Origin of the sequence: Cryobacterium sp. TMT2-4 (genome assembly GCF_004402575.1) — a bacterium.
GTDB lineage: Bacteria > Actinomycetota > Actinomycetes > Actinomycetales > Microbacteriaceae > Cryobacterium > Cryobacterium sandaracinum.
In genome coordinates, this window is the sequence record NZ_SOGE01000026.1 from 1 (window position 1) to 24,040 (window position 24,040).

Genomic DNA, 24,040 nt, shown 5'->3' on the forward strand with positions numbered 1-24,040 from the left:
CCGGAAACGCCTCGGTTGGACAACACCAGCCGAGCTCCTCGTCGACGAACTAGAATCCAGCTAACCAACCAGTGTTGCGACGACCGCTGGAATTCGCCCCAACTGAAAATAGGGCCACCAACCATCATGGAAGGTGATCAAATTGGATGATTGGGCAGAGATTCGCCACCTGCATTCGACGGGGAAGCATTCGAAGCGGGAGATAGCTCGGCTGGTTGGAGTGTCCCGAGGAACGGTGGACCGGGCGTTGGCCGTGGATCGGTCGCCGACGTATCAGCGGGAGCCGACTGGGTCGAGTTTCGACGCGTTCGCCGGCCAGGTGCGGGTGTTGCTCGCAGCGACGCCAACGATGCCGGCCGCGACCGCTGCTGAGCGGGTGGGCTGGTCGGGGTCTCCGTCGCTGTTCCGGGCCAAGATCGCCGAGCTGCGGCCGGAGTATGCGGTGCCGGATCCCGCGGATCGGCTGGTGCACCCGCCCGGGTTCCAGGTCCAATGTGATCTCTGGTTCCCGCACGAAGACCTGCCGCTGGGCCATGACCAGGCTGCTGCGCCGCCGGTTTTGGTGATGACGTCAACGTTCTCCGGATTCATCCAGGCCCGCATGTTGCCCTCGAGGACGACGCCGGATTTGCTCGGTGGGATGTGGTCGTTGCTGCAGGAGGCCGAGGCCGTTCCCGCCCGTTTGACCTGGGACAACGAGACCGGCATCGGGCGCGGGAAACTCACCGAGCCGGCCGCCGCGTTCGCCGGCACCCTCGGCACGCAAATCAAGCTGCTCAAGGCCCGCGATCCTGAGTCCAAGGGCATGGTGGAGCGGATGAATCGCTTCTTCCGCAGCCGATTCATGTCGGGTCGCGCCTTCATCTCTCCCGACGACTTCAACCAGCAGTTGGCTGGCTGGCTGCCCATCGCGAACAACCGTCTCTCGAGGTCGCGACGAGGGCGACCCGGTGACCTGGTCCGCCTCGACCGGGCGGCGATGCGCGGCCTGCCGCCGATGGCGCCGGAGGTGATGTTCCGCAACAGCGTCCGGCTCCCAAGGGATTACTACGTTCGCGCGTTCAGCAACGACTACTCCGTCGACCCAGCCATGATCGGCCGGGTCGTTGACGTGGCAGCGAGCCTGGAGCGCGTGACCGTCCACCACGACGGGGTCCTCATCGCCGAGCATCGCCGGAAGTGGGCTCGGCAACTGACCGTCACCGACCCGGCACATGTCCTCCGCGCGGCCGAGCTGCGCGCCCAGTTCCAAGCCCAACGCGCCCGCCGGCCCACGGTCACGGCCGTCGTCGAGATGGCCTCACTGGACCGCTACGACGAGCTCTTCAGCGTTGACATCGACGCCGCACCGACCGTGTTGGCGGTCGCGTCATGACCGGCTCGGAAGCGGCCTCGCAGATCGAGTACTACGCCCGCGCGCTGCGGGCGCCACGGATCAGTGAAGCGTTCCGGCGCCTGGGCGATCAGGCCCGCGACGCGGGCTGGTCCCACGAGGAATACCTCTCCGCAGTGCTCTCCAAAGAGGTCTCCGAACGCGAAACCTCCGGGGCCGCGCTGCGGATCAAGGCCGCCCGGTTTCCCGGTCACAAGACCCTCGAGGACTTCAACTTCGACCACCAACCCTCCGCCAACCGAAACCTGATCGCGCACCTCGGCACGAGCGTGTTCCTCACCGAAGCGAAGAACGTCGTCCTCCTCGGGCCACCCGGAACCGGGAAAACACACCTCGCCGTCGGCATCGGGATCAAGGCCGCCAAGGCCGGCCACCGGGTCCTCTTCGACACCGCGACGGGCTGGGTGACTCGACTCCAAGAGGCCCACTCGCGGGGCAAACTCGCCGCCGAACTCATCAGGCTGCGCCGCTACAGCCTGCTGATCGTCGATGAGGTCGGCTACATCCCATTCGACCAGGACGCCGCGAACCTGTTCTTCCAGCTCGTGTCATCCCGCTACGAACACGCCTCGCTGATCATGACGAGCAACCTGCCCTTCGCCCGCTGGGGCGACGTGTTCGGCGACCTCACCATCGCCTCCGCGATGATCGACCGCATCGTTCACCACGCCGACGTAATCAGCCTCAAAGGCAACAGCTACCGGCTCAAGCAACACCAACCCGCCGTGACTACGGCACACTAGAACCACACGAGAGTGGCCCTGTTTTCAGTTGGCAGAAGTGGTCCTGTTTTCAGTCGGCGTTAACACTCGGGAAGGCATCCAAACGCGTCCAAGAGGCGGCGCGAGGCTCATACCAGTTCAACTTCGTGCTTCGGACTCACGGGTGGACTCGCCTTCCGCCGAAAAGTTGGTCGTGACACCCCCACTCTCGATTCTGGCATCGAGAGACGACGCATTTCGTAGCAGGCATGGAGCGTCCAAGCGCTAACGATGCAGCGGGTCTAGCTTCTTACAAGTTTCTGCTGCAGTGGATGTTGCATTAGTCGGTGTGCCGACTGGCGGCTGTGGAACGGTCACGATGGATCGAGTTGTGTGTCCTTCCGGATCCTTCTTGGCGCGAGCTCTCCGACACAACAAGATGATTGAGTTGACAACCACCGTGCCCAGGCCAATGACATAGCCAGGGATCCACCAGGCGCTCGACCGGTCCTCCGATCCCGGTGAAGTTGACGCAGCCGCGATGAAGCTCGCGCCCAGCGAAACGAACATCAGAGTTCCACCGGCCGTTAGCACGCCAACTTGAATCCGGTCAGCAGTTAATGTCCATGAAGAAGATGCTTTGACATAGTTTCTGATCAGCTGCGATCTCACTTCGCTGAGGGCGCTTGGTCTGGACCAGAGAGCTTCTCAATCGCAGACGTGAGTCGTTCAATTCGACCTAGACCGACGTTCGGCATGAAGGCGCCACCGACTGAGACGCCTATCGCGACGGCGGCTGTGATTGAAGCCACGATGCTCGGAATTTCCTCAACTGCTCACATGCCATAAGGGTATTGCCGGGTGATCTCACCCCTTGACCACCTGCAGGACAAGGTTGAGACACGGTCGAGGATAGTGACAGGAAGACGGGGATTGGCGCGGTGACAGGTGCACAGAATTCGCCGTGATTTCGGCAGTAGCCAATGACAACTGAGTCAGGAACCTACACACCCGCCGCAACGCGGTCATATTCTCCGGGCGGCACGCGAATCCCACTACGCTACGAACGGGGACGAAAGTGCCGTGCAAGCGTTCGGATCGGTCCGTTCTCGCTCGTGGCCGTTCGCCACGAAGGAGACGCGCGTGAGAGTCGGCATCGGACGAGAACGCCTGCAGGGTGAGCGCCGCGTCGCGGCGACCCCCGAGACAGTGACCCAGCTCACAACCCTTGGACTCGAGGTCCTGGTTGAGTCTGGTGCGGGCGCCCCTTCCGGTCACGGCGACGCCGCCTACACGGATGCCGGTGCCGCCGTTGTGCCGCACCTCACCCCGGGCGACCTCGATGTCTACTGCCACGTGCGCCCCCTCGCCCCGGAGTTCGCGGCTGCTCTCCGCCCCGGCACGATTACGGTCGGCCTGGCGTCGCCGGCCTCCGAGCTGGCCACGGTCGCCGCCCTGGCCGCGGCCGGCGCGACGGCCTTTGCCCTCGAACTGGTTCCGCGCATCTCGCGCGCCCAGTCGATGGACGCGCTCACTAGCCAATCGCTGGTCTCCGGCTATCGCGTGGTGCTCGAGGCGGCCATCCGATTCCCCCGCTTCTTCCCGCTCTACATGACCGCGGCCGGTACGATTCCGCCGGCTCGAGTGCTCGTGCTCGGGGCCGGCGTGGCCGGACTGCAGGCAATCGCCACGGCCAAGCGCCTTGGTGCCCGGGTCTCGGCCTACGACGTGCGCCCGGCCTCGGCCGATGAGGTCACCTCCATGGGTGGCACCTTCGTCGACCTCGACCTGGACGCCGTCGAGGGTACGGGTGGCTACGCCCGGGAGCTGAGCGTAGACCGTGCCGTGCGCCAGCGCGAACTGCTTGCACCCTACGTGGCCGCAGCCGACGTCATGATCACCACGGCGGCCATCCCCGGTCGCGCGGCCCCGCTTCTCGTCACGCACGAGATGGTGGCCGCGATGCGTCCAGGCTCGGTCGTGATCGACCTGGCCGCCGAGACCGGCGGGAACGTCGAGGGTGTTCTCGCCGGTGTGGACACCCTGGTGCCCACCCAGGTCGGTGACGGCTCCGTCACGCTCGTGGGCATGAAGGACGCCCCCTCCACGATGCCGGCGGACGCCTCGCGGCTTTTCGCCAAGAACGTGGCCAACCTGCTCGCTTTGATGACCGTCGACGGCACGGTGACGCCCGACTTCACGGACGAGGTCGTCGCCGGGGCCTGCCTGACGCATGACGGCACCATCCGGCACGAACCCACGGCCGCCGCCGTGGCCGCCGCCGCGACAGGAGAACACTGATGGATCCAATCACCCTGCTGACCGTCGTCGTGCTGGCGGTCTTCGTCGGCTTCGAGGTCGTCTCGAAGGTCTCGAGCACCCTGCACACCCCACTGATGAGCGGGGCGAACGCCATCCACGGCATCATCCTGATCGGAGCCATCATCGTCGCCGGGCAGACCCTGGAGCCGTGGCTGCTCGCGGTCGCCCTGCTCGCCGTGGTGATGGCCACCGCGAACCTCGTCGGTGGCTTCGTCGTGACCGACCGGATGCTCAAAATGTTCGCCCCCCGCAAACCGGCCGGCGCCGGCCCGAAGACCGATCCGAAGGACGCGACGAAATGAGCCTGCTCAGCCCCGAGTGGACCAGCCTGCTCTACCTGATCGCCGCGGTCTGTTTCATCTTGGCCCTGCGCGGGCTCTCCTCGCCGAAGACCGCCCGCCGCGGCAACCTGATCGGGGCCGCCGGCGCGCTGCTGGCCGTGATCACCGTCTTCCTCTCCGCCCGGATCGAGAACATCCCGGCCATCCTCATCGCCATCGCGGTGGGGTCGGCGATCGCCGCCCCCATCTCGCGGCGCGTGGAGATGACGCAGATGCCCCAGCTCGTCGCGCTGTTCAACGGCGTCGGCGGCGGTGCCGCGGCACTGGTCGCCATGCTGGAGCTCGGCAGCACCGACAGCCCGTGGAGCAAGGTGGCCGTGGTCTTCACGATGCTCATCGGCGCCGTCTCGTTCTCCGGCTCCGCGGTCACCGTCGGCAAGCTGCAGGGTCTGATCAGCTCCAGGCCTCTCATCTTCCCGGGCCTCGCGATCGTGATGGGCGGCATCGTGCTGGCCGCCCTTGTGGCCGGAGGCTTTGTCGTCGCCACCGGTGCGGCCGGTTGGGCTATCGGTCTGCTCGTGCTGGGACTGCTCGTCGGGGCGCTGCTCGTGCTCCCCGTCGGTGGGGCCGACGTGCCGATCGTGATTTCCCTGCTCAACGCCTTCACCGGGCTGGCCGTCGCGGCCTCCGGCATCGTTCTCGGCAACCTGCTCCTTGTGGTGGCCGGCACCCTCGTGGGCGCCAGCGGCACGATCCTGACCCGGGCGATGGCATCCGCCATGGGTCGCGGCGTGAACGGAATCCTGTTCGGGGCGTTCAAGGGCGGTTCCACCGCCGGGTCGACCGCCCAGAGCGACCGGCCCGTGCGCAGCTCCAATGCGGAAGACGTCGCGGTGCTGCTCAACTACGCCCAGCGCGTGGTCATCGTGCCCGGCTACGGCCTCGCCGTGGCGCAGGGCCAGCACACCATCGCCGAACTCGCCACCACCCTCGAGGCGCGCGGTATCGAGGTCGTCTTCGCCATCCACCCGGTGGCCGGGCGCATGCCCGGGCACATGAACGTGCTTCTCGCCGAGGCGAATGTGCCCTATGAGGCGCTCAAGGAGATGGCCGAGGTCAACCCCGAGTTCAAGAACACGGATGTCGCCCTCGTCGTCGGCGCCAACGACGTGGTCAACCCGGCCGCGAAGACGTCGCCCGGCTCGCCGATCTACGGCATGCCGATCCTCGACGTCGGTGATGCCCGGCAGGTGGTGTTCCTCAAACGGTCGATGCGTCCCGGTTTCGCCGGCATCGAGAACGAGCTGCTCTACGACCCGAAGACGACGCTGCTGTTCGGCGACGCCAAGGACTCTCTGACGAAGGTGCTCGGCGCGGTCAACGCGCTCTGAGTTCGGTGCCCGCCCGGCCCCGGCGCACAGGTCAGGGCGGTAGGGTTCAGTCAGGGATCCGACCCTGATCCCGATCGGGGCGGTTCCGGTGCGAGGGAGGGCCATGACGAGCAGGTGGGCGCGATTCGGTCGCGGATGGCTGACCGCATCCGTCGCCGTCTTCGTCGCCGCCCTCTCGCACATCGCCGGCGGCGGCAACGCTCCCGGCTGGCTCAGCGTGGGTCTGGCCCTCGCCTTCGCGGGGATAGCGTCCGTACTGTTGGCCGGCACAAGCTTGTCGCTATTGCGTCTCTCCCTCTCCGTCGGGGTCAGCCAGCTTCTGCTGCACGTTCTGTTCGGCCTCGGCGGGGCCTCGAGCACGACGATGACGAGCACCTCCCATCACGGAGCCGTCACCCTGGCGGACGCGACCCCCCACCTGATGCACGCGGTCGGCGCCCTGCCTGGTGGCTGGATGTGGGTGGCACACGCCTTGGCCGCCCTCGTCACCATCGCCGCCCTGTACCGCGGCGAGAAGACGTTCTGGGCGCTGCTCGAGGAGACGACGATCCGTCTCATCGCGGTCCTGATCGAACGCCTCGCTCCGGCGCAGATCGGAACGAATGCGGCGACGCTGCGCCCTGCTTTCCGCCGGGTCTTCGTTCCTGCCGATCTCGGCGTACTGCTCTCCAGTGCGCTCCGCCGCGGTCCGCCCCCGCGCGCCCTGGCACCGTGAGGCTCTGACCTTCTCACTCGTGCGCTCTGATCCCGATGCGCTGCACCCTGCGCGCGACCCGCTGACCCGCTGACACCTGGCCCGAGTGATTCCGTTCGACCTCGGTGAGGTCGCCGGCGTCTGCGCACCCGGCCACCGGCACGTCTGTGCCCGGTGAATCTGCCGTCGCACCGCCCCATCTCTTCCCTCCACGAATCGGAGATTTCAATGATTTCTGCCCAACCGCGACGCCCGGCAGCCGCCGTTTTCCTGACCCTGGCCGTGATCGCTCTGTCCATATTCAGCCCGGTGGCTCCGGCGGCCGACGCCCACGACCAGGTGGCGTTGACCGTGCCGGCCGACGGTGTGAACGTCGACCTCGCTCCCGCCGAGATCGCCATCACGTTCACGCAGGACATCCTCGAGGTCGGCGCCATCGTCATGGTTGTCGATACCGAGGAGAAGAACTGGGCAGAGGGCGACATGCGGCTCGACGGGCCGCAGGCCACCCAGCCGGTGGCGGCCGACCTGCCCGACGGTGCCTACGACGTGCGCTGGCGGGTCGTGTCCGCCGACGGTCACCCGGTCTCTGGCGCCTTCGCCTTCACCGTGGGCGCCGCGGCCCAGCCTCGATCACAGTCGACTGCGGGTGCAACCGCGGCGCCGGACCCGTCCGGCGACGCGACATCCGCCGCCTCGGAAGAGACCGCCGACGGAACGGGACTCGCGGTGGTCGCGGTGGGTCTCCTCGGTGCCCTCGGTGGACTGGCCGCCGTCGCCCTGTTCATTGCCTGGCGAGCCAGGCGCCCTGGCAACCCGTGAAAAACCTGAAGCACCTGAAGCACCTGAAGCACCTGAAGCACCTGACACGCCGCATCGTTTCCCGAGCACCCAACGCACCACACCAGGAGAACCCCTCATGAAGCTCAACACCGTTCCCACCCGATTCGTCGTTGCCGCCGCCGCTCTGATGCTGGCCCTCTCGGGCTGCGCCGGCGCGACCGAGGCACCCGCGGCGACGACCGACAGCGCCACCTCGGCCGACACCCTGGCCATGACGGATGCCTGGGTCAAGGCGAGCGAGTCCGGCATGACCGGCGCCTTCGGCCTGCTCGAGAACTCCGGACCCGACGACATCACGGTCGTCTCAGCCGAGACATCCGCAGCCTCGATGATCGAACTTCACGAAACCGTGGCCAACGACGCCGGCGACATGGTCATGCAGGAGAATCCGGATGGCTTCGTGGTGCCGGCCGGCGGCTCCATCGAACTCATCCCTGGCGGCCGCCACATCATGCTGATGGGGCTCACCGGCCCGCTCGCCGCCGGCGATGCGGCCGCCTTCACCCTCGACCTCGCCGACGGGTCGAGCCTGGACTTCTCGGCCCCGGTGAAGGACTACACCGGGGCCAACGAAACATACGAGGGCGACACCGAAATGGACATGGATACCGACAGCCAGTGAGTTCCCTCACAGAGAATGAACGGAGTGGACCGCCCGAATCGTCCGTGCAGTCGGGCCGCCGGCTAAGCCGGCGCCGCCTTCTTCTGGGTGGTGCCGCCGCCGGGATCGGTGCGGCCGGAGCCATGGGCATCGACCTCGTGGCCAAGGCCGGGATCGGCGGCTCTGCGGCTCCATCGGTACCGCTCTTTCGCGGCACCGACGCCGTTCCCTTCTTCGGGGTGCACCAGGCCGGGGTGGACACCGACCCGCAGGCCCGGGTCACGTTCGTGGCGCTCAACCTGCCCGCGCAGATCGACCGGGCCGCGCTGCGGCGGATGATGCGCATCCTGACCGACGATGCCGCCCGGCTCACCCAGGGCGAGGGCGCCCTGGCCGACTCGGAACCCGAGCTGGCCGTCGTGCCGGCCCGGCTGACGGTCACCTTCGGCTTCGGGCCCTGCCTCGTCGCCGTCGCCGGGGGAGAGGCTCCCGGCTGGCTGAGGCCCCTGCCCGCGTTCACGATCGACCGGCTCCAGCCGGAGTGGAACGACGGTGACCTGCTGCTGCAGATCGCCGCCGACGACCCGATGACGGTCGCCCATGCCACCCGGATGCTTCTGAAGGACCTGCGCTCCTTCGCGTCGGTGCGGTGGGTTCAGTCCGGCTTCCGCCGAGCAGCCGGTTCGGAGAAGCCCGGCACCACCATGCGCAACCTGTTCGGCCAGGTGGACGGCACCGCGAACCCGGCCGCCGGAACGGCCGACTTCAATGCCCTGGTCTGGGGCACGGCCTCCGGTCCCGGCTGGCTGGTGGGTGGAACCAGCCTCGTCCTGCGCCGGATCAGCATGAACCTCGACACGTGGGACGGGCTCGACCGCTCGGGCCGCGAGTCCGCGGTCGGACGCACTCTCGCCGTCGGGGCGCCGCTCACGGGCACGAAGGAGCGCGACGAGCCCGACTTCACGGCGACGAACGCGCTCGGGTTCCCGGTCATCCCCGAGTACTCCCACCTGCGTCGCGCCCGGTCGGAGGACCGGTCCCAGCGCATCCACCGCCGCGGCTACAATTATGACGACGCGCCTCAGGGTTCCGGCGTCTCCAACTCCGGACTGCTGTTCGCGTCTTTCCAGGCGGATGTCGACGCGCAGTTCGTGCCCATCCAGCAGCGCCTCGACACCCTCGACCTGCTCAACCAGTGGACCACCCCGATCGGTTCCGCAGTGTTCGCGATTCCGCCGGGATGCGCAACGGACGGCTACATCGGCGACACCCTGTTCTGACCGATCTGCGCACCGGGGCCCAGCGGGCGGCCAGGACCGCCCGCGTAGACTGTATTCGTCTCAACCCGCAATGAAAGAGGTCGTCGCGTGGCGAACGCCCAGGCTCCACACTCCACCACCGGCCGGTACTGGCCGGTGCCGGTGCTGCGGGCCGCCCTCACCCTTGTGCCGGCGGCCGCGATTACCTTCAACGCCGATCATTCGGCGGAATTCGGCCTTCTCGTGTTCGGCGTCTTCGCGCTTCTCAGCGGACTCACGGTGGGTCTGCTCAGCCGGCGCACGCTGGCCGATCCGCGGGAGCGGTCCCTCTTTGTGGTGCAGGGCGCCGTTGGTGTCGCCGCCGGCCTCCTCGCGCTGCTCTTCCACGCGGGCGGGCTCGGTTTCTTCCTCCTCCTGGTCTCGGTCTGGGCGGCGGTGACCGGTTTTCTCGAGCTGTACAGCGGCATCCGTGCGCGTCGGCGCGACCCGGCCGACCGTGACTGGCTGCTGGTCGGCGCCGTCACCGCCCTGCTGGCCGTGATCTTCCTGCTGCTGCCGCCCAACGCAGTGGTGTCGGTCGGCCTGTTCGGCGCCTACCTCGTGATGCTCGGCGTCTACCTCGCCATCGCCGGGTTCTCCCTCAAGTGGTCCGGCACGGATGCCGCCCGCGCCCTCACGGCCTCACCCAACGATTCGGACACCCTGTGACCCAGAACACCCCGCGCACGCCCAGCCGTTCCGAGAAGCTCAAGCCGATCGAACTCGTCGGCTTCTCGGCCGTGATGGCCGTGTTCCTCGGCCTGGTCGTGCTGATGAGCACCCGGGACGTGGTGCTGGCGTTGATCGGCTTCGGCGGCACGTTCATCCTCGTGCTCGTCGTGATCGCGATGCTCGTGCTCGGCATGAAGCCGAACCCGGCCGAGAGGTCCGACCTCGACGAGCAGGACCGCGGCCTCTGAACGGAGGCGCCGTGCGTACTCCGACGCCACGAGCATTCTGACGCCGCGCGTGGGGTGCGCTGCTGCGCACGTGGCACGCCACCAGCGGAACGGCGCAGCACCCGCGCAGCCGCTAGGTCAGGTAGTCGAGAAGCGGGTCCGCGAGACCCACGTAGCTGCCCGGGGTCAGAGCGAGCAGCCGCGCCTTGGCGGCGTCGCCGATCTCCAGTTCGGTGACGAAGGCCACCAGATCGTGCCGGTTGATCCGCTTGCCCCGGGTGAGTTCCTTGAGCAGGGCGTAGGGGTCCTCGATCGTAGAGCGCCCCGCCGACACCTCGGCGCGGATCACGGTCTGGATCGCCTCGCCGAGGATCTCCCAGTTGGCGTCGAGGTCGCGGGCGAGCATGGCGCGGTCGATGTCGATTTCGCCGAGGCCGCGCAGGATGTTGTCGAGGGCGAGCAGGGAGTGTCCGAAGCCCACGCCGATGTTGCGCTGCGTGGTGGAGTCGGTCAGGTCGCGCTGCAGCCGCGAGGTCACCAGTGTCGCCGCGAGCGAGTCGAGGATCGCGCTGGACAGCTCGAGGTTGGCCTCCGCGTTCTCGAAGCGGATGGGGTTGATCTTGTGCGGCATGGTCGATGAGCCGGTGGCCCCGACCTGCGGGATCTGGCGGAAGTAGCCGAGCGAGATGTAGGTCCAGACATCCGTCGCCAGGTTGTGCAGCACCCGGTTCGCGTGGGAGACGCGCGAGTAGAGCTCGGCCTGCCAGTCGTGGGGCTCGATCTGGGTGGTCAGCGGGTTCCAGGTGAGCCCGAGGCCCTCGACGAAGCCGCGCGACACGGCCGGCCAGTCGACGGCGGGATCGGCCGTGACGTGGGCGGCGAAGGTGCCGGTGGCACCGCTGAATTTGCCCAGGTACTCGCTGTCCTCGACCTGCTGGGCCAGGCGCTCGAGCCGGTAGACGAAGACCGCGAGCTCCTTGCCCACCGTGGTGGGTGTCGCCGGCTGGCCGTGTGTGCGGGCCAGCATGGAGTCGGCGCGGTATTCGAGGGCGCGTAGGCGCAGGGCGCCGATGACGGCGCGGAATTTGGGCAGCCAGACCTCGCGCACAGCGTCGCTCACGGTCAGCGCGTAGGACAGGTTGTTTATGTCCTCGCTGGTGGCGGCGAAGTGGGTGAGCTCGTTGATGTGGTCGAGGCCCAGCGTGCTCAGGCGGCGGCGCACGAGGTACTCGACGGCTTTCACGTCGTGCCGGGTGGTGGCTTCCAGCACGGCCAACTCGTCGATCTCGGTCTGGCCGAAGTCGGTGACCAGAGCGCGCAGGCCGAGCTTCTGCTCCGCGTTCAGCGGTACGGAGCCGAACAGGCTGCGGTCGGTGAGGGTGATCAGCCATTCCACCTCGACCTGCACCCGGGCCCGATTGAGGCCTGCCTCGGATAGGTACTCGCCCAGTTCGGTGACGGCGGCGCGGTAGCGGCCATCGAGTGGGCTGAGGACCTGGGGCGGTAACGGACTCATCGGACTCCCTGTCGGATTGCGGGTGCAAGTTGCGCGAAGAGCGCTTCATTTGCGCTTTCAATCATGCCAAGAACCGTGTCAAAGAAAGCATCGTCGGAATAGTAGGGGTCGGGAACGTCCAGCAGGGCAGCCTGGGCCGCATCGAAACTGAGCAGCAGGCGCACCTTGCTGCGGTCACGCTCGGTCGTGGCCCAGTTGCGCAGGATGCGTTCCTGCGCGCGGTCGAGCACCACGACGAGGTCGAGGTCGGCAAACCACTCGGGGTCGAACTGGCGGGCCCGATGATGCCTGCCGTCGTAGCCGCGGGTGGCGAGGGCGGCGATCGTGCGCTGATCCGCCTGCTCGCCGACATGCCAGTCGCCGGTGCCGGCGGAGCTGGTGGTGATCAAACGACCCAGGCCGGAGCGCGTGATCAGATCGCGAAGCATGACTTCGGCCATCGGCGAACGGCAGATGTTCCCGGTGCAGACGAAAATAATGCGGAACGGTGTCGACTCATCGGGTGTGATCGACACAATGTCCATCTCCCCATTGTGTTGCACCCGGCCCCCTCCCCAGCCGCCGTCGTGCGGCATGTTCCGTGAACTCTCGGATTCATAGCGACCACGTCTGCCGGGGGTGGCACGCTCACTGGCAGCGAATCCGCAGCGCGCAGAAGGGCGGAGATGGAGATTCCGGGCGGCACCAGCTCGACTTGCACGATCGTGACTCATTACGCGCTGGAGGCGCGCCTCGACGAACTTCGGCAGCGACGGATGCTGGTGCGCCTGCTGCGCGACGACGTCGACATGGCGGCGGGCCGGCTCACGGCCGGCGACCTGACCGGCTCGTGGCGCTCAGAGGCCCAGCGGAACTACGACCGTCAGCGCAGCGACCTCGCCGGCGAACTCCGCCGAGCCGCCGGGCTCCTCGACGCCGCCCTCACCGAGGTGGTGGCCGCGATCGATCAGGGCGGGGCTGCTCTGGCCGAGGCCCGGGCGCCGGTCCCGACCCTGGCACCCGGCCCGGCTCCAGCCCGGGCGGTGCGATGACGGGGGAGCAGCCTGGCGGCCCCGGCGACACCCTGATCGTGTCCGGCGGCGGGAGCACGCTCGTCGCCACCGACACGCTGCTGGCCGAGGCGGCGCGGCTGCGGCTGCTTCAGGGTGACGCCGAGGACTGGCTGGTGCGGGTGGCGCGCATCCAGGCACTGGATTCCGACCAGCCCCTCGGTCCGGTGATGAGCCTGCCCAACGCCGGGATGAACGTGTTCGCGGCCCGCTCCGCCCTGGAGCGAGTCGCGGAGCGCAGCCAGACCCTCGCCGACGCTCTCATCGCGGCGGCGGAGGGCTACGGCAGGGCCGAGCGCCTGCGGGACTGGGGAGCAAGCCTCTCCGGGGCCTGGCTGGGCTCCACCCTCGGGCTGCTGGCACCTCTTCTGGCCCTGGCGGCCGTGCCCGGCCTCACGGTCGGCGTGGTGGGGTTGGTGCTCGGCGGTCTGCTCACCGGCCGGCGTCCGGGAGACGCGCCCGCCGAGATCGGCGCCTGGGTCCACGCGCATCCGCGGGCCCTGACCAACCCGGTCCTGGTCGAGGCGGTGCGGGTGATCGTCTCCTCGGCCGACGACGCGGCCACCGGTCGTGCCGGGGTGCCGTTCCCGGTGTCACTGGCCCTCGGCGACGAGGGCCTCGGCCTGCTCGGTGTCACGACGACCGCGGCGGGCCTGGTCGGGCTCGCCCGCCCCCTCGGCCTGCTGCGCGAGACTCCCGTGTCGGTGGAGCGGCTCGACGGTGGGACCCGCCCCCTCGGCCCGCCGCCTGCGGGTGCCGCGCGGCCCGGCGCCGCTCTCCCCGGCCGACCCGTCGCTCCGCCGGCCGGCTTCGAGGACCTGGCTGCCCGCATCCCCTCGGTGTCGGAGGACGCCCCACAGGTGCGCATCGAGCGTTATGGCGGTCCGGACGACGCATCCTGGGTGGTCTACATCGGCGGCACCGCGGCGTGGAGTCCGGTCGCCGGTGAACAACCGTGGGACCTCACCTCCAACCTCGTCGCCCTCGCCGACCAGGGCTCCGGCTCCTATCGGGCGGTCGTCGATGCCCTGCGGGAGGCCGGGGTGGCGCCGGGCGACCCGGTGGTTCCGGTGGGTCACTCGCAGGGCGGGTTGGTCGCGGCGCAGCTCGCGGCGTCCGGGGACTTCAACACCGTCGCGGTGGCGACCTTTGGGGGACTCACCGCCCAAGTGGCCCTGCCCGCAGACGTGGAGGCCGTCATGGTCGAGCACACCGACGACCTTGTCCCTGCCCTGGGGGGAACGGCCACCGGCGACGATGAGCGCCTGGTGGTGCGCCGCGAGGTGTTCGCTGAGACGGAGGTGCCGGTCGACCGGCCGCTGCCGGCTCACGCCCTCACCGCCTACCGGGAGACCGGGCGGCTCATGGACGGCTCCGAGGAACCACGATTACAGGAGTTCCGGGAGACCCTCGGGAAGATCCTCGGCACGGAAGCCGGCGAGTCCTCCCGGTGGCGGGGCTTCCGCCTGGCCGACGGCTGACCCGACGGCTGACCCGACGGCTGACCCGACGGCTGGAGATCGCTACGAGCGGGGGGTGACCGGTCGGATCAGCACGCCGAGAATCCAGCTGATGATGCCCAGCACGAGTGCGCCGAGCACACCCCACCAGAAATCGTCCACCACGAGCCCGAAGCCGACCAGGCCCGAGAACCAGGCCACGATCATCAGCAGGAAACCATTCACGATCAAGGAAATCAGGCCGAGCGTGAGGATGTAGACCGGGAACGCGACAACCCGCACGAAGCCGCCGATCACACTGTTGACGAGGCCGAAGACCAGCGCGACCAACAGATAGGTGGCGATCAGGGCGGTCGTGCCCTCGGCGAACGGATCGACCCGCACCCCGCTGACGAGCAGGGTCGTGAGCCACAGGGCGACGGAGTTGAGGATCAGCTTGATCAGGAATCTGGCCATGACTCCACTATGGCATCGCCGGTGACTGGTCGCACGGATGGGCCAGCCCGGGGCCTAACCATGCGGCCACGTGAATATGCCGCGGCGTAGAATCGCCGAGTGAGCCCATCAGACCCGCCCTCGGTCCGCCTGCGCCCCGAGATTGTCGCCCTCCCGGCCTATCGGCAGGGTCAAGCTGCCGCAGCCAGCGCGTTCAAACTCTCGAGCAACGAGAACCCCTTCGATCCGCTGCCCGGCGTCATCGCCGCCGTGAACGCCGAGACCGCGTACAACCGGTACCCGGATGCCTCGGCGCTGGCCCTGCGCGAACGGCTGGCCACGCAGTTCGGCCTGAGCGTCGACGAGGTGCACATCGGTGCCGGCTCCGTGGCCCTCCTGGCCCAGCTCATCCTCGCCGCCGCGGGACCGGGTGACGAGGTGCTCTACTCGTGGCGCTCCTTCGAGGCCTACCCCGGTCTGGTCACCGTCGCCGGTGCCACGAGCGTGCAGGTTCCGAACCGGGCCGACCATCGCCACGACCTGCCCGAGATGGCCACCCGCATCACGGACCATACCCGCGTCGTCATCATCTGCAGCCCGAACAATCCGACCGGGACTGCCGTCACGGGCGACGAGTTCGAATCGTTCATGGCCGTCGTCCCGCCGGACCTCCTCGTCATCCTCGATGAGGCCTACTGCGAGTTCGTCACCGACCCCGAGGCGGTCACCGGCCTGCCACTGCTGTCCCGGTTCCCGAACCTGGTCGTGCTGCGCACTTTCTCCAAGGCCTACGGCCTGGCCGGCCTGCGCGTCGGCTACGCCCTCGGTCCCGTCGCCGTGCTCGATGCGGCGAGGTCCACCGCGATCCCGCTCTCGGTCACAGGTGTTGCCGGCGCGGCCGCGATCGCCTCTCTCGACGCCGCCGACCAGCTGCTGCGGCGGGTGCGTGCCCTGACCGAGCGGCGCGACCGGGTCTGGCGCCTGCTGAGCGAGCAGGGCTGGAACATTCCGGTGCCTCAGGGAAACTTCATCTGGCTGCCCACCGCCGAGGACACCGCCGACATCGCCGATGTCCTGTCGGCCGTCGGCCTGATCGTGCGCCCGTTCCCCGAGGGCATCCGAATTTCGATCGGTGAGGAAGAATCCGTGGAGAAGCTCCTGGGTATTTGCGCCGACATTGTTGACGATCTACCAACGGGGCACCCTGCCCGAGGGCTAGGTTAGTACGGTGTCAGCGACCCCGAGTGCCTCTCCCACGGTGCGAATGCTCTCCCCGGAGGGTGTCTTCGCCCCGAGCGATTCCGCGGCCGAGTTCCTGCCCTACCTCGATCGACTGACCGAGGCCGACCATCGGCGGTTCTACCGCGACATGGTGGTGGTGCGCCGGTTCGACACCGAGGCCGCGAACCTGCAGCGGCAGGGCCAGCTGGCCCTCTGGGTGCCCAGCCACGGCCAGGAGGCCGCCCAGGTCGGCTCCGCCTACGCAACCCGGCCGCAGGACCACGTGTTCCCGTCCTATCGCGAGCACGTCGTCGGCATGATCCGCGGACTCGACCCCGTCGATATCCTGCGGATGCTGCGCGGTGTCACCCTCGGCGGCTGGACCCCCGAGGACCACGGCAACTTCCACCTGTACACCCTTGTGCTGGCCTCGCAGACCCTGCACGCCACGGGCTACGCGATGGGCATGCAGCTCGACGGCGCGACCGCGACCGGCAATCCCGAGACCGACCAGGCCGTCATCGTGTACTACGGCGATGGAGCTTCGTCGCAGGGCGACGCCAACGAGGCGCTCGTCTTCGCCGCCAGCTACCAGACCCCGCAGGTCTTCTTCCTGCAGAACAACCACTGGGCCATCTCAGTGCCCGTGACCCGGCAGTCCCGCACTCCGCTCTACCTGCGTGCCGCCGGCTTCGGCATGCCCGGCACCCAGATCGACGGCAACGACGTGCTCGCCAGTTTCGCGGTGACGGCCAAGCACCTCGACGACGCCCGCGCCGGCCACGGCCCCGCCCTGATCGAGGCCCTGACCTACCGAGTCGGTGCCCACACCACGGCCGACGACCCCACCAAGTACCGCGACCCGGAACAGCTGGCCTACTGGGTGGCCCGCGACCCGATCGTGCGCTTCCGCAGCTACCTGCAGGGCCTGGGGGTCGAGCCGGAGTTCCTCGACGCCGTCGACGAGGAGGCCGACGACTACGCCGCGGATGTGCGCCGCCGGGCCCTCGACATCCACTCCCCGGAGAAGGCTGTCATCTTCGACAACGTCTACGCCGAACCCCACCCGCTGATCCAGGAACAGAAGGCCTGGCTCGACCACTACGAGGCATCCTTCGAAGGAGGCGACGCGTGAGCGACACGATCGTGACGAGCACCACCGGCCTCGCCACACCGACCACCGCGATGCCGACCCCGGGACACCCGGCCGCCGCCAAGCGGGCCATTCCCGGCACCGGAACGGCGAACCTGCCCATGACGAAGGCCCTCAACGCGGGCCTGCGCCAGGCCATGCGCGACAACCCCCGGGTGCTGATGATGGGCGAGGACATCGGCCCGCTGGGCGGGGTCTTCCGCGTCACCGAGGGTCTGATCGCCGAATTCGGCGACAAGCGCGTGCTCGACACCCCGCTGGCCGAGTCCGGCATCATCGGTACGGCCATCGGCCTGGCCCTGCGCGGCTACCGCCCGGTCTGCGAGATCCAGTTCGACGGGTTCGTCTTCCCCGGCTTTGACCAGATCACCAGCCAGCTGGCGCGGATGCGCAACCGGCACGAGGGTGAGGTCTCCATGCCCGTCGTGATCCGCATCCCCTACGGCGGCCACATCGGGTCGATCGAGCACCACCAGGAGAGCCCGGAGACGTACTTCGCGCACACGCCGGGCCTGCGCGTGGTCAGCCCGTCGAACCCGCACGACGCCTACTGGATGTTGCAGGAGGCCATCGCCTCCGACGACCCGGTCATCTTCTTCGAGCCCAAGAGCCGCTACTGGCCCAAGGGTGAGGTGAACCTTGCCGAGAGCGGCACGCCCCTGCACGCCAGCCGCGTGGTACGCAGCGGTACGGATGCGACGGTCGTCGGCCACGGCGCCATGGTCAGCGTCCTGCTGCAGGCGGCGGATCTCGCGGCGGCGGAGGGAACCAGCGTCGAGGTCATCGACCTGCGTTCAATCTCGCCGATCGACTACGGTCCCATCCTCGCGTCGGTCGAGAAGACCGGGCATCTGGTCGTCGCCCAGGAGGCCCACGGCTTCGTCAGCGTCGGATCGGAGATCGCCGCGACCGTCATGGAGAAGGCCTTCTACCTGCTCGAGGCTCCCGTGCTGCGCGTCTCCGGTTTCGACACCCCGTTCCCGCCGGCCGCCGTCGAGACGCACTTCCTGCCCAGCCCGGACCGCGTGCTCGAGGCCGTCGACCGCGCCCTCTCCTACTGATATGAGTCGCACCAGGGCTTCTCGCCTCACCAATCGCAAGGAGCGTACTCGATGAGCGTGTCGAAATTCACACTGCCCGACGTCGGCGAGGGTCTCACCGAGGCCGAAATCGTGGAGTGGAAGGTGGCGCCCGGCGACACCGTGTCGATCAACCAGGTGCTGGTCGAGATCGAGACCGCGAAGTCGCTCGTCGAGCTGCCGTCGCCGTACATCGGCGTGGTCGGGGAGATCCTGGTGAAACCCGGCACGACCGTCGACGTCGGAACGGTCATCATCACCATCGTGGCCGAGACCGTCGCCGTCGCGTCTGCGTCGAGCAGTGCGATCGCGAACGGCGCGGGCGAGCTGGCCAGCGCGGCAGCGGATGCCGGCTCCACCATCACGGACGAGCCGGCCGAGACGCCGGGCGCGGTCCTGGTCGGGCGCGGCGCCGCGGCGACCATGCCCACCCGGCGCAAGCGCCACGGGGTCACCCCCGTCGCCCACGAGTCGATCGCGCCGCCGCCCGTGCACCCCACGCGCCCGGCCACTTCGCAGCTCCCGCAGCTGCCGCGCGCGGCATCCGCGGGCCCCGTCGTCGCCAAGCCGCCGATCCGCAAGCTGGCCAAGGACCTCGGTGTGGACTTGTCCCTGGTCGAGGCGACCGGCCCGGTCGGCGACGTCACCCGCGAGGACGTGCTGCGGGAGGCCACCCAGGCCAGCGTGTTCCGCAACATCCAGACGCCGGAATGGCCCAGCGACCGTGAGGAGCGCGTCCCGGTCAAAGGCGTGCGCAAGGCCATCGCCCAGGCCATGGCCTCCAGCGCCTTCACCGCACCGCACGTGAGCCTCTTCGTCGACGTGGACGCCACCCGCACCATGGAGTTCGTCAAGCGGCTCAAGGCGTCCACCGACTTCGCGGGCGTGCGCGTGTCCCCGATGCTGATCATGGCCAAAGCCATGATCTGGGCCGTGCGGCGCAACCCCACGGTCAACTCGGTTTTCACCGACGAGGAAATCGTGATCAAGCACTACGTGAACCTGGGCATCGCCGCGGCCACCCCCCGTGGGCTCATCGTGCCCAATGTGAAGGAAGCGCAGGATATGAGCCTGCTTGAACTGGCCCGCGCCCTTGAGAAGCTCACGCTCACCGCGCGGGACGGCAAGACCTCGCCGGCGGAGATGTCGAACGGCACGATCACGATCACCAATATCGGTGTCTTCGGCATGGATACCGGCACGCCCATCCTCAACTCCGGCGAGGCCGGCATCGTGGCCCTCGGAACGATCAAGCCCAAACCGTGGGTCGTCGACGGCGAGGTGCGGGTGCGTCAGGTGACGACCATCGGCGCGAGCTTCGACCATCGCGTGGTCGATGGGGATGTCGCGAGCCGCTTCCTGGCGGATGTCGCGAGCATCATCGAGGAGCCCGCGCTGCTGCTCGAGTAAGGTCCCGGAGGAGATCCCGGCGGCGGCCCTTATTGGTGTTGACAATCATTATCATTAGACGTAACATCGGCCCTGTGACCAACAATCGACTCGTCCTCACCGCCCTGGCCGCCGTTGCCGCGCTGACCATGGTCGGCTGCACTCCGACCGGCGGTTCGGCGGATGGCGCCGGCGCCGGCGACCTCAAGGTGGTCGCGACGACCACCCAGGTGGCGGACCTCACCCGCAACGTCGTCGGCGACACCGCGGGCGTAGTAGTGACCCAGCTCATCCAGCCCAACCAGAGCGCGCACAGCTATGACCCGTCCGTGGCCGACTTGACAGCCCTCGGTGAGGCCGATGTGCTCGTGATCAATGGGGTCGGCCTCGAGGAGTGGCTCGACGACGCAATCAGCGCCAGCGGTTTCGACGGCGTGACGATCGACTCCGACGAGGGCATCGAGATCCAGGACATCGCAGCCGGCGAAGAGGACCACGCCGACGACAAGGCCGCGACGGATGACGCCGAGCACTCCCACCAGGGCGGCAACCCTCACATCTGGACCGACGTGTCCAATGCCGAGACCATGGCCGTCACCATCGCCACGGGCCTCAGTGATGCCCAGCCGGACCTGGCCCCGGACGTCGAGGCCAACGCGACCGCCTACACCGGCCGGCTGGCCGAGCTCGACGACTGGATCCGTACCAACATCGACGCCGTGCCCGCCGAGCAGCGCCTGCTCGTGAGCAACCACGACGCATTCGGCTACTTCACCGAGGCTTACGGCATCACCTACGTCGGCTCCATCATCCCGAGCTTCGACGACAACGCCGAGCCCAGCGCCGCCGCGATCGACGAACTCGTCGACGCCATCACGGCCACCGGGGTCAAGGCGGTCTTCTCCGAGGCCTCGATCAGCCCGAAGGCCGCCGACACCATCGCCGGCGAGGCCGGCGTCAGCGTGTACTCGGGGGAGGACGCGCTCTACAGCGACTCCCTCGGTGCGCGGCACAGTGACGGCGCCACCTACATCAGTTCGCAGCTGCACAACGTCGGCCTGATCCTCGAATCCTGGGGAGCCGAGCCCACCGCGGTGCCCGCAGACCTGCGATAGTTAGTCAGTGATCGAGAACCCTTCTCAAGTACGGCCGAGCGCGCCTGTCGCGCTCAAGGTGGCGGGCGCCTCCTTTTCCTACGGCCAGAGCCCTGCCCTGGCCGACATCGACTTCGAGGTGCACGCCGGCGAGGCCGTGGCGCTGATCGGGCCCAACGGGTCCGGCAAGTCCACGCTGCTCAAGGGCATCCTCGGCCTGATCCAGCGCGTGAGCGGTACCGTCGAGGTGCTGGGAGCGGCAGCGGCCCCGGCCGGATCCATCGGTTACGTGCCGCAGGCCGACGAGATCGACCAGCAGTTCCCGGTCACGCTCGAGCAGGTCGTCATGATGGGGCGCTACCGCTCGCTAGGCTGGCTGCGCCTGCCCGGTAAGCGCGACCGTCAGGCCGTGGCCCGTGCACTCGACGCGGTGGGCCTCGCGCATCGCGCGAAAACCCGCTTCGGGGAACTCTCCGGCGGCCAGCAGCAGCGCGGACTGCTCGCACGGGCCGTGGCCGCGGGGCCCCGCCTGCTGCTGCTCGACGAGCCGTTCAACGGCCTCGACCAGCAGAATCGGGACGCGCTCGTGGGCACCGTCAAGCGTTTGAAGGAGGAGGGGGTGGCCGTGGTCGTCTCCACCCACGACCTCCAGCTCGCCCGCGAGGTCTGCGAACAGGTGTTGCTGCTCAATGGCGCCCAGGTGGCGTTCGGGCCGCGCGAGTCGGTGCTGATCCTGGAGAACGTGCAGCGCACGTTCCGAGAGGTCGGCGTGGAGATCGACGAGCACACCGTGGTTGTGCCCGGGCACACCGGTCACTGAGATGGACTTCCTCAGCCCGCTGATCGACGCCTTTGCCCTGCCGTTCATGACCCGGGCCCTCTTCGTGCTGGGTGCGCTCAGCCTGGTAGCCGGCGTCGTCGGGGTGCTGGTCAACCTGCGGGGCCTCGAGTTCATCAGCGACGGTCTCACCCACGCGGTCTTCCCCGGCATCGCGATCGGCTTCGTCTGGGGTGGGCGCGAGGGGCTGTTCGCCGGCGCGATGGTCGCCGCCCTGTTCGCGGCGGTCATCCTCACCCTGATCGTGCGCCAGTCCGTGTCCTCGGATGCCGCGGTCGCCATCGTCTTCACCGCCATGTTCAGCGTGGGCATCATCCTGGTCTCCCGCGAGACGAACTACGTCGGCCAGCTGGAGCAGCTTCTCTTCGGCCGCCTCCTCACGGTCAGCCCGAATGAGGTCGTGCAGACCGTCGCCATCTGCCTCGTGGCGCTGGTCCTGATCGGGCTCACGCTCAAGGAGGAGGTGTTCCGCGCCTTCGACCGGGTCGGCTTCGCCGCGGCCGGCTACCGCACGCTCGCGCTCGACCTCGTGCTCAACGTGGCCATCGCCCTCGTGGTCGTCGCGGCCTCCAGCGCCGTCGGCAACCTCCTCGTCCTGGCCGTGTTGATCGTGCCCGGCGCCGTGGCCCGGCTCATCACTGACCGGCTCTGGCTGCTGTTCCCGATCGCGGCCTGTTTCGCGGCCCTCGGTGCCTGGCTTGGGCTCGTGCTCGGTTTCCAGGCATCCGTGCAGGCCGGTCTCGACCTGCCCAGCGGCGCGACCGTGGTGCTGGTGCTGGTCGCCGGCTACGCCGTGGTGCTGCTGTTGCGCCTGTCCATCGACGGTCTTCGGCGGCTGGGTTCGCCCCGTCCGCGGTTGCAGCGCACCCCGCCGCCGCGCACCCCGCCGCCGCTGTCCCCGCAGCCGCACACCCCGCCGCCGCACGAACAGCTGGTGACGTGATGGGCTACTTCGAGAAGGCACTCCTCGCGGCCGCCGTGATCGGCGCCCTCAGCGGGCTGGTCGGATCCCTCGTCATATTGCGCCGCCGCACTTTCTTCGCCCAGGCCCTCACCCACGCCACCTTCCCGGGCGCCGTGACCGCCACGATCGTCGGCGTGAGCATCCCACTCGGGGCGGCCCTGGCGAGCATCCTCATCGTCGGCATCATGACCCTGATCGGCCGGGTGAAGCGGCAGGGCACCCAGGTGGCGTCCGGCATCCTGCTCACCGCGGGCTTCGCGCTCGGCGTGCTTCTGCAGGCCCTCAACCCGTCGCTGCCGGTGCAGGTCGACTCCTATTTGGTCGGGTCGATCCTCACCGTCACGACCGGTGACGTCTGGCTGGCCGTCGGCGTGCTCGGGGTGGCCGTGGCCGTGATGGTGCTGCTGGGCAAGGAGATCCTGTTCTCTACCTTCGACCCGAGCGGATTCCGCGCCGCCGGATTCCGGGAATGGCCGATCGAGCTGCTCACCCTCGCCCTGACCACCGCCACCGTGGTCACCGCAATGCCGGCCGTCGGGGCGATCCTCGCGATCGCGCTGATCGCGGCCCCGGCCGCCGCCGCGCGCCTGGTCACGCGCACCGCCACCCAGATCCTGGTTCTCGCTCCGGTGCTGGGCGCGGCCGCCGGCCTGGTCGGAGTGCTCCTGTCCCGGGCGATCGACGTGGCCGCCGGGCCGGCGATCGCCCTCACCGCGGCCGTCTTCTTCCTGGTGGCCCTGGGCGGTCGCCGGCTGGTCCGGGCGCGGTTACGGTTGAAAGCATGAAGCGAAACACCTGGCAGCGCGAGGCCGTGCGCACCGCACTCAGCGACGCCGAGGGATTCGTCAGCGCCCAGGGTCTGCACGCCAGCCTGCACGCCACCGGTTCGCCCATCGGCCTGGCCACGGTGTACCGGGCCCTGGCCGACCTGGCCGGCGAGGGCGAGGCCGACTCGCTGCAGTCGCCCGACGGTGAGGCGCTCTACCGCGCCTGCAGCACGACCGACCACCACCACCACCTGATCTGCCGCAACTGCGGACTCACCGTCGAGATCGAAGCGGACGCCGTGGAAAACTGGGCCAAGAACGTGGCCGCCGAGCACGGCTTCAGCCAGGCNTCAGCCAGGCCGCCCACGTGGTCGACGTGTTCGGTCTCTGCGCGGCCTGCTCCGCCGCATCCGTGGACTAGGCCCACCGCCGCCCGCCGGACTCGTCCTCGCCCCGAACGAATTCGACGGAGATTCTGCCCCCACAACCCGGTTTTGCCGGTTTTAGGGCCTGAATCGGCAAAATCTCCGTCGAATTGGTTCAGTTTGCGCTGGGGGAGAGCACCGCGTAATGTTGCATGCTGCTGCGCATATCTGTGCGTGCACTGCTGGTTCGCTCGCTTCCGCTTCGCGGAAGTGTAGTCATGCCAGCC

Annotated in this window: 25 protein-coding genes; 22 read left to right on the forward strand and 3 right to left on the reverse strand. The window is 68.6% G+C overall.

Annotated elements, in window-relative coordinates; genetic code table 11:
• Window positions 1-133: 133 nt before the first annotated feature.
• The 11 genes from E3O54_RS07390 to E3O54_RS07440 all read left to right on the forward strand — a co-directional run bounded on the left by E3O54_RS07390 (window position 134) and on the right by E3O54_RS07440 (window position 10,444).
• Window positions 134-1,375, forward strand: coding sequence for a helix-turn-helix domain-containing protein (locus tag E3O54_RS07390; RefSeq protein ID WP_134375303.1), 1,242 nt, complete (start codon window positions 134-136; stop codon window positions 1,373-1,375).
• Window positions 1,372-2,136, forward strand: coding sequence for an IS21-like element helper ATPase IstB (gene istB, locus E3O54_RS07395; RefSeq protein ID WP_134401299.1), 765 nt, complete (start codon window positions 1,372-1,374; stop codon window positions 2,134-2,136). The genes E3O54_RS07390 and istB overlap by 4 nt, the downstream gene beginning before the upstream one ends.
• 1,101 nt (window positions 2,137-3,237) lie before the next feature.
• The gene (locus E3O54_RS07400) at window positions 3,238-4,395 is read left to right on the forward strand and encodes an NAD(P) transhydrogenase subunit alpha (RefSeq protein WP_104099785.1); all 1,158 of its coding nucleotides are present in this window, start codon (window positions 3,238-3,240) and stop codon (window positions 4,393-4,395) included.
• The gene (locus E3O54_RS07405; RefSeq protein WP_104099771.1) at window positions 4,395-4,718 is read left to right on the forward strand and encodes an NAD(P) transhydrogenase subunit alpha; all 324 of its coding nucleotides are present in this window, start codon (window positions 4,395-4,397) and stop codon (window positions 4,716-4,718) included. The genes E3O54_RS07400 and E3O54_RS07405 overlap by 1 nt, the downstream gene beginning before the upstream one ends.
• Complete coding sequence (locus E3O54_RS07410; protein WP_104099770.1) at window positions 4,715-6,088, forward strand: NAD(P)(+) transhydrogenase (Re/Si-specific) subunit beta; 1,374 nt, start codon at window positions 4,715-4,717, stop codon at window positions 6,086-6,088. The genes E3O54_RS07405 and E3O54_RS07410 overlap by 4 nt, the downstream gene beginning before the upstream one ends.
• Window positions 6,089-6,191: 103 nt before the next feature.
• On the forward strand, window positions 6,192-6,803 hold the full coding sequence (locus E3O54_RS07415) for a hypothetical protein (RefSeq protein WP_134342720.1): 612 nt from the start codon (window positions 6,192-6,194) through the stop codon (window positions 6,801-6,803).
• Window positions 6,804-7,010: 207 nt separating this feature from the next.
• A complete protein-coding gene (locus E3O54_RS07420) occupies window positions 7,011-7,604 on the forward strand; it encodes a copper resistance protein CopC (RefSeq protein ID WP_134342719.1) in 594 nt (197 codons plus the stop codon).
• Between the two features lie 97 nt (window positions 7,605-7,701).
• Window positions 7,702-8,247, forward strand: a complete 546-nt coding sequence (locus tag E3O54_RS07425; protein WP_104099767.1) for a copper chaperone PCu(A)C — start codon at window positions 7,702-7,704, stop codon at window positions 8,245-8,247.
• A 44-nt stretch (window positions 8,248-8,291) separates the two neighbouring features.
• A complete protein-coding gene (locus tag E3O54_RS07430) occupies window positions 8,292-9,506 on the forward strand; it encodes a Dyp-type peroxidase (RefSeq protein ID WP_370247543.1) in 1,215 nt (404 codons plus the stop codon).
• Between the two features lie 87 nt (window positions 9,507-9,593).
• Entirely contained in the window at window positions 9,594-10,193 is a 600-nt protein-coding gene (locus E3O54_RS07435; protein WP_104099766.1) for an HdeD family acid-resistance protein, read from the forward strand.
• Window positions 10,190-10,444 carry a hypothetical protein gene (locus E3O54_RS07440; RefSeq protein ID WP_104099765.1) on the forward strand — a complete coding sequence of 85 codons (255 nt, stop codon included), beginning with the start codon at window positions 10,190-10,192 and terminating at the stop codon, window positions 10,442-10,444. Before E3O54_RS07435 ends, E3O54_RS07440 begins: the two co-directional genes overlap by 4 nt.
• A 112-nt stretch (window positions 10,445-10,556) precedes the next feature.
• Here the strand turns inward: E3O54_RS07440 and purB are convergent, their stop codons facing one another.
• Window positions 10,557-11,939 (reverse strand): adenylosuccinate lyase, encoded by a 1,383-nt coding sequence (gene purB / locus E3O54_RS07445; RefSeq protein WP_134342718.1) that lies wholly within the window; start codon window positions 11,937-11,939, stop codon window positions 10,557-10,559.
• Entirely contained in the window at window positions 11,936-12,463 is a 528-nt protein-coding gene (locus tag E3O54_RS07450; RefSeq protein WP_104099783.1) for a low molecular weight protein-tyrosine-phosphatase, read from the reverse strand. The genes purB and E3O54_RS07450 overlap by 4 nt, the downstream gene beginning before the upstream one ends.
• Window positions 12,464-12,643: 180 nt before the next feature.
• Between E3O54_RS07450 and E3O54_RS07455 the strand changes: the two genes are divergently transcribed.
• Together E3O54_RS07455 and E3O54_RS07460 are read left to right on the forward strand one after the other, a co-directional pair.
• Complete coding sequence (locus E3O54_RS07455) at window positions 12,644-12,970, forward strand: hypothetical protein (RefSeq protein ID WP_134401300.1); 327 nt, start codon at window positions 12,644-12,646, stop codon at window positions 12,968-12,970.
• Window positions 12,967-14,469, forward strand: a complete 1,503-nt coding sequence (locus E3O54_RS07460) for a hypothetical protein (RefSeq protein ID WP_104099762.1) — start codon at window positions 12,967-12,969, stop codon at window positions 14,467-14,469. Before E3O54_RS07455 ends, E3O54_RS07460 begins: the two co-directional genes overlap by 4 nt.
• 42 nt (window positions 14,470-14,511) lie before the next feature.
• Here the strand turns inward: E3O54_RS07460 and E3O54_RS07465 are convergent, their stop codons facing one another.
• The gene (locus E3O54_RS07465) at window positions 14,512-14,904 is read right to left on the reverse strand and encodes a phage holin family protein (RefSeq protein ID WP_104099761.1); all 393 of its coding nucleotides are present in this window, start codon (window positions 14,902-14,904) and stop codon (window positions 14,512-14,514) included.
• 99 nt (window positions 14,905-15,003) lie between these two features.
• On the opposite strand from E3O54_RS07465, the gene E3O54_RS07470 reads away from it, so the two are divergent.
• The 9 genes from E3O54_RS07470 to E3O54_RS17330 all read left to right on the forward strand — a co-directional run bounded on the left by E3O54_RS07470 (window position 15,004) and on the right by E3O54_RS17330 (window position 24,029).
• Window positions 15,004-16,107, forward strand: a complete 1,104-nt coding sequence (locus E3O54_RS07470) for a histidinol-phosphate transaminase (protein WP_134342716.1) — start codon at window positions 15,004-15,006, stop codon at window positions 16,105-16,107.
• Window positions 16,108-16,147: 40 nt separating this feature from the next.
• On the forward strand, window positions 16,148-17,239 hold the full coding sequence (locus E3O54_RS07475; protein ID WP_104099759.1) for a thiamine pyrophosphate-dependent dehydrogenase E1 component subunit alpha: 1,092 nt from the start codon (window positions 16,148-16,150) through the stop codon (window positions 17,237-17,239).
• Window positions 17,240-17,358: 119 nt separating this feature from the next.
• Window positions 17,359-18,318: an alpha-ketoacid dehydrogenase subunit beta gene (locus E3O54_RS07480; RefSeq protein WP_233191201.1), complete on the forward strand. Its 960-nt coding sequence runs from the start codon at window positions 17,359-17,361 to the stop codon at window positions 18,316-18,318.
• Between the two features lie 51 nt (window positions 18,319-18,369).
• Window positions 18,370-19,746 (forward strand): dihydrolipoamide acetyltransferase family protein, encoded by a 1,377-nt coding sequence (locus E3O54_RS07485; protein WP_134401301.1) that lies wholly within the window; start codon window positions 18,370-18,372, stop codon window positions 19,744-19,746.
• 74 nt (window positions 19,747-19,820) lie between these two features.
• Window positions 19,821-20,840, forward strand: coding sequence for a metal ABC transporter substrate-binding protein (locus E3O54_RS07490; RefSeq protein ID WP_198411446.1), 1,020 nt, complete (start codon window positions 19,821-19,823; stop codon window positions 20,838-20,840).
• A gap of 7 nt (window positions 20,841-20,847) precedes the next feature.
• Window positions 20,848-21,639 carry a metal ABC transporter ATP-binding protein gene (locus E3O54_RS07495; RefSeq protein WP_104099757.1) on the forward strand — a complete coding sequence of 264 codons (792 nt, stop codon included), beginning with the start codon at window positions 20,848-20,850 and terminating at the stop codon, window positions 21,637-21,639.
• Between the two features lies 1 nt (window position 21,640).
• Entirely contained in the window at window positions 21,641-22,600 is a 960-nt protein-coding gene (locus E3O54_RS07500) for a metal ABC transporter permease (RefSeq protein ID WP_134401302.1), read from the forward strand.
• Window positions 22,600-23,406, forward strand: a complete 807-nt coding sequence (locus tag E3O54_RS07505) for a metal ABC transporter permease (protein ID WP_134401303.1) — start codon at window positions 22,600-22,602, stop codon at window positions 23,404-23,406. The genes E3O54_RS07500 and E3O54_RS07505 overlap by 1 nt, the downstream gene beginning before the upstream one ends.
• Window positions 23,403-24,029, forward strand: a complete 627-nt coding sequence (locus tag E3O54_RS17330; protein WP_370247529.1) for a Fur family transcriptional regulator — start codon at window positions 23,403-23,405, stop codon at window positions 24,027-24,029. Before E3O54_RS07505 ends, E3O54_RS17330 begins: the two co-directional genes overlap by 4 nt.
• The last annotated feature ends 11 nt before the right edge of the window (window positions 24,030-24,040 follow it).

What these genes read in the sequence shown, in the direction of transcription:
- E3O54_RS07450 (WP_104099783.1), bottom strand. Translation starts at nt 12,463, where the DNA reads ATGGACATTGTGTCGATCACACCCGATGAGTCGACACCGTTCCGCATT.
- E3O54_RS07480 (WP_233191201.1), top strand. Translation starts at nt 17,359, where the DNA reads ATGACGAAGGCCCTCAACGCGGGCCTGCGCCAGGCCATGCGCGACAAC.
- E3O54_RS07475 (WP_104099759.1), top strand. Translation starts at nt 16,148, where the DNA reads ATGCTCTCCCCGGAGGGTGTCTTCGCCCCGAGCGATTCCGCGGCCGAG.
- E3O54_RS07465 (WP_104099761.1), bottom strand. Translation starts at nt 14,904, where the DNA reads ATGGCCAGATTCCTGATCAAGCTGATCCTCAACTCCGTCGCCCTGTGG.
- E3O54_RS07420 (WP_134342719.1), top strand. Translation starts at nt 7,011, where the DNA reads ATGATTTCTGCCCAACCGCGACGCCCGGCAGCCGCCGTTTTCCTGACC.
- E3O54_RS07405 (WP_104099771.1), top strand. Translation starts at nt 4,395, where the DNA reads ATGGATCCAATCACCCTGCTGACCGTCGTCGTGCTGGCGGTCTTCGTC.
- purB (WP_134342718.1), bottom strand. Translation starts at nt 11,939, where the DNA reads ATGAGTCCGTTACCGCCCCAGGTCCTCAGCCCACTCGATGGCCGCTAC.
- E3O54_RS07485 (WP_134401301.1), top strand. Translation starts at nt 18,370, where the DNA reads ATGAGCGTGTCGAAATTCACACTGCCCGACGTCGGCGAGGGTCTCACC.
- E3O54_RS07460 (WP_104099762.1), top strand. Translation starts at nt 12,967, where the DNA reads ATGACGGGGGAGCAGCCTGGCGGCCCCGGCGACACCCTGATCGTGTCC.
- E3O54_RS07410 (WP_104099770.1), top strand. Translation starts at nt 4,715, where the DNA reads ATGAGCCTGCTCAGCCCCGAGTGGACCAGCCTGCTCTACCTGATCGCC.
- E3O54_RS07500 (WP_134401302.1), top strand. Translation starts at nt 21,641, where the DNA reads ATGGACTTCCTCAGCCCGCTGATCGACGCCTTTGCCCTGCCGTTCATG.
- E3O54_RS07415 (WP_134342720.1), top strand. Translation starts at nt 6,192, where the DNA reads ATGACGAGCAGGTGGGCGCGATTCGGTCGCGGATGGCTGACCGCATCC.
- E3O54_RS07505 (WP_134401303.1), top strand. Translation starts at nt 22,600, where the DNA reads ATGGGCTACTTCGAGAAGGCACTCCTCGCGGCCGCCGTGATCGGCGCC.
- istB (WP_134401299.1), top strand. Translation starts at nt 1,372, where the DNA reads ATGACCGGCTCGGAAGCGGCCTCGCAGATCGAGTACTACGCCCGCGCG.
- E3O54_RS07425 (WP_104099767.1), top strand. Translation starts at nt 7,702, where the DNA reads ATGAAGCTCAACACCGTTCCCACCCGATTCGTCGTTGCCGCCGCCGCT.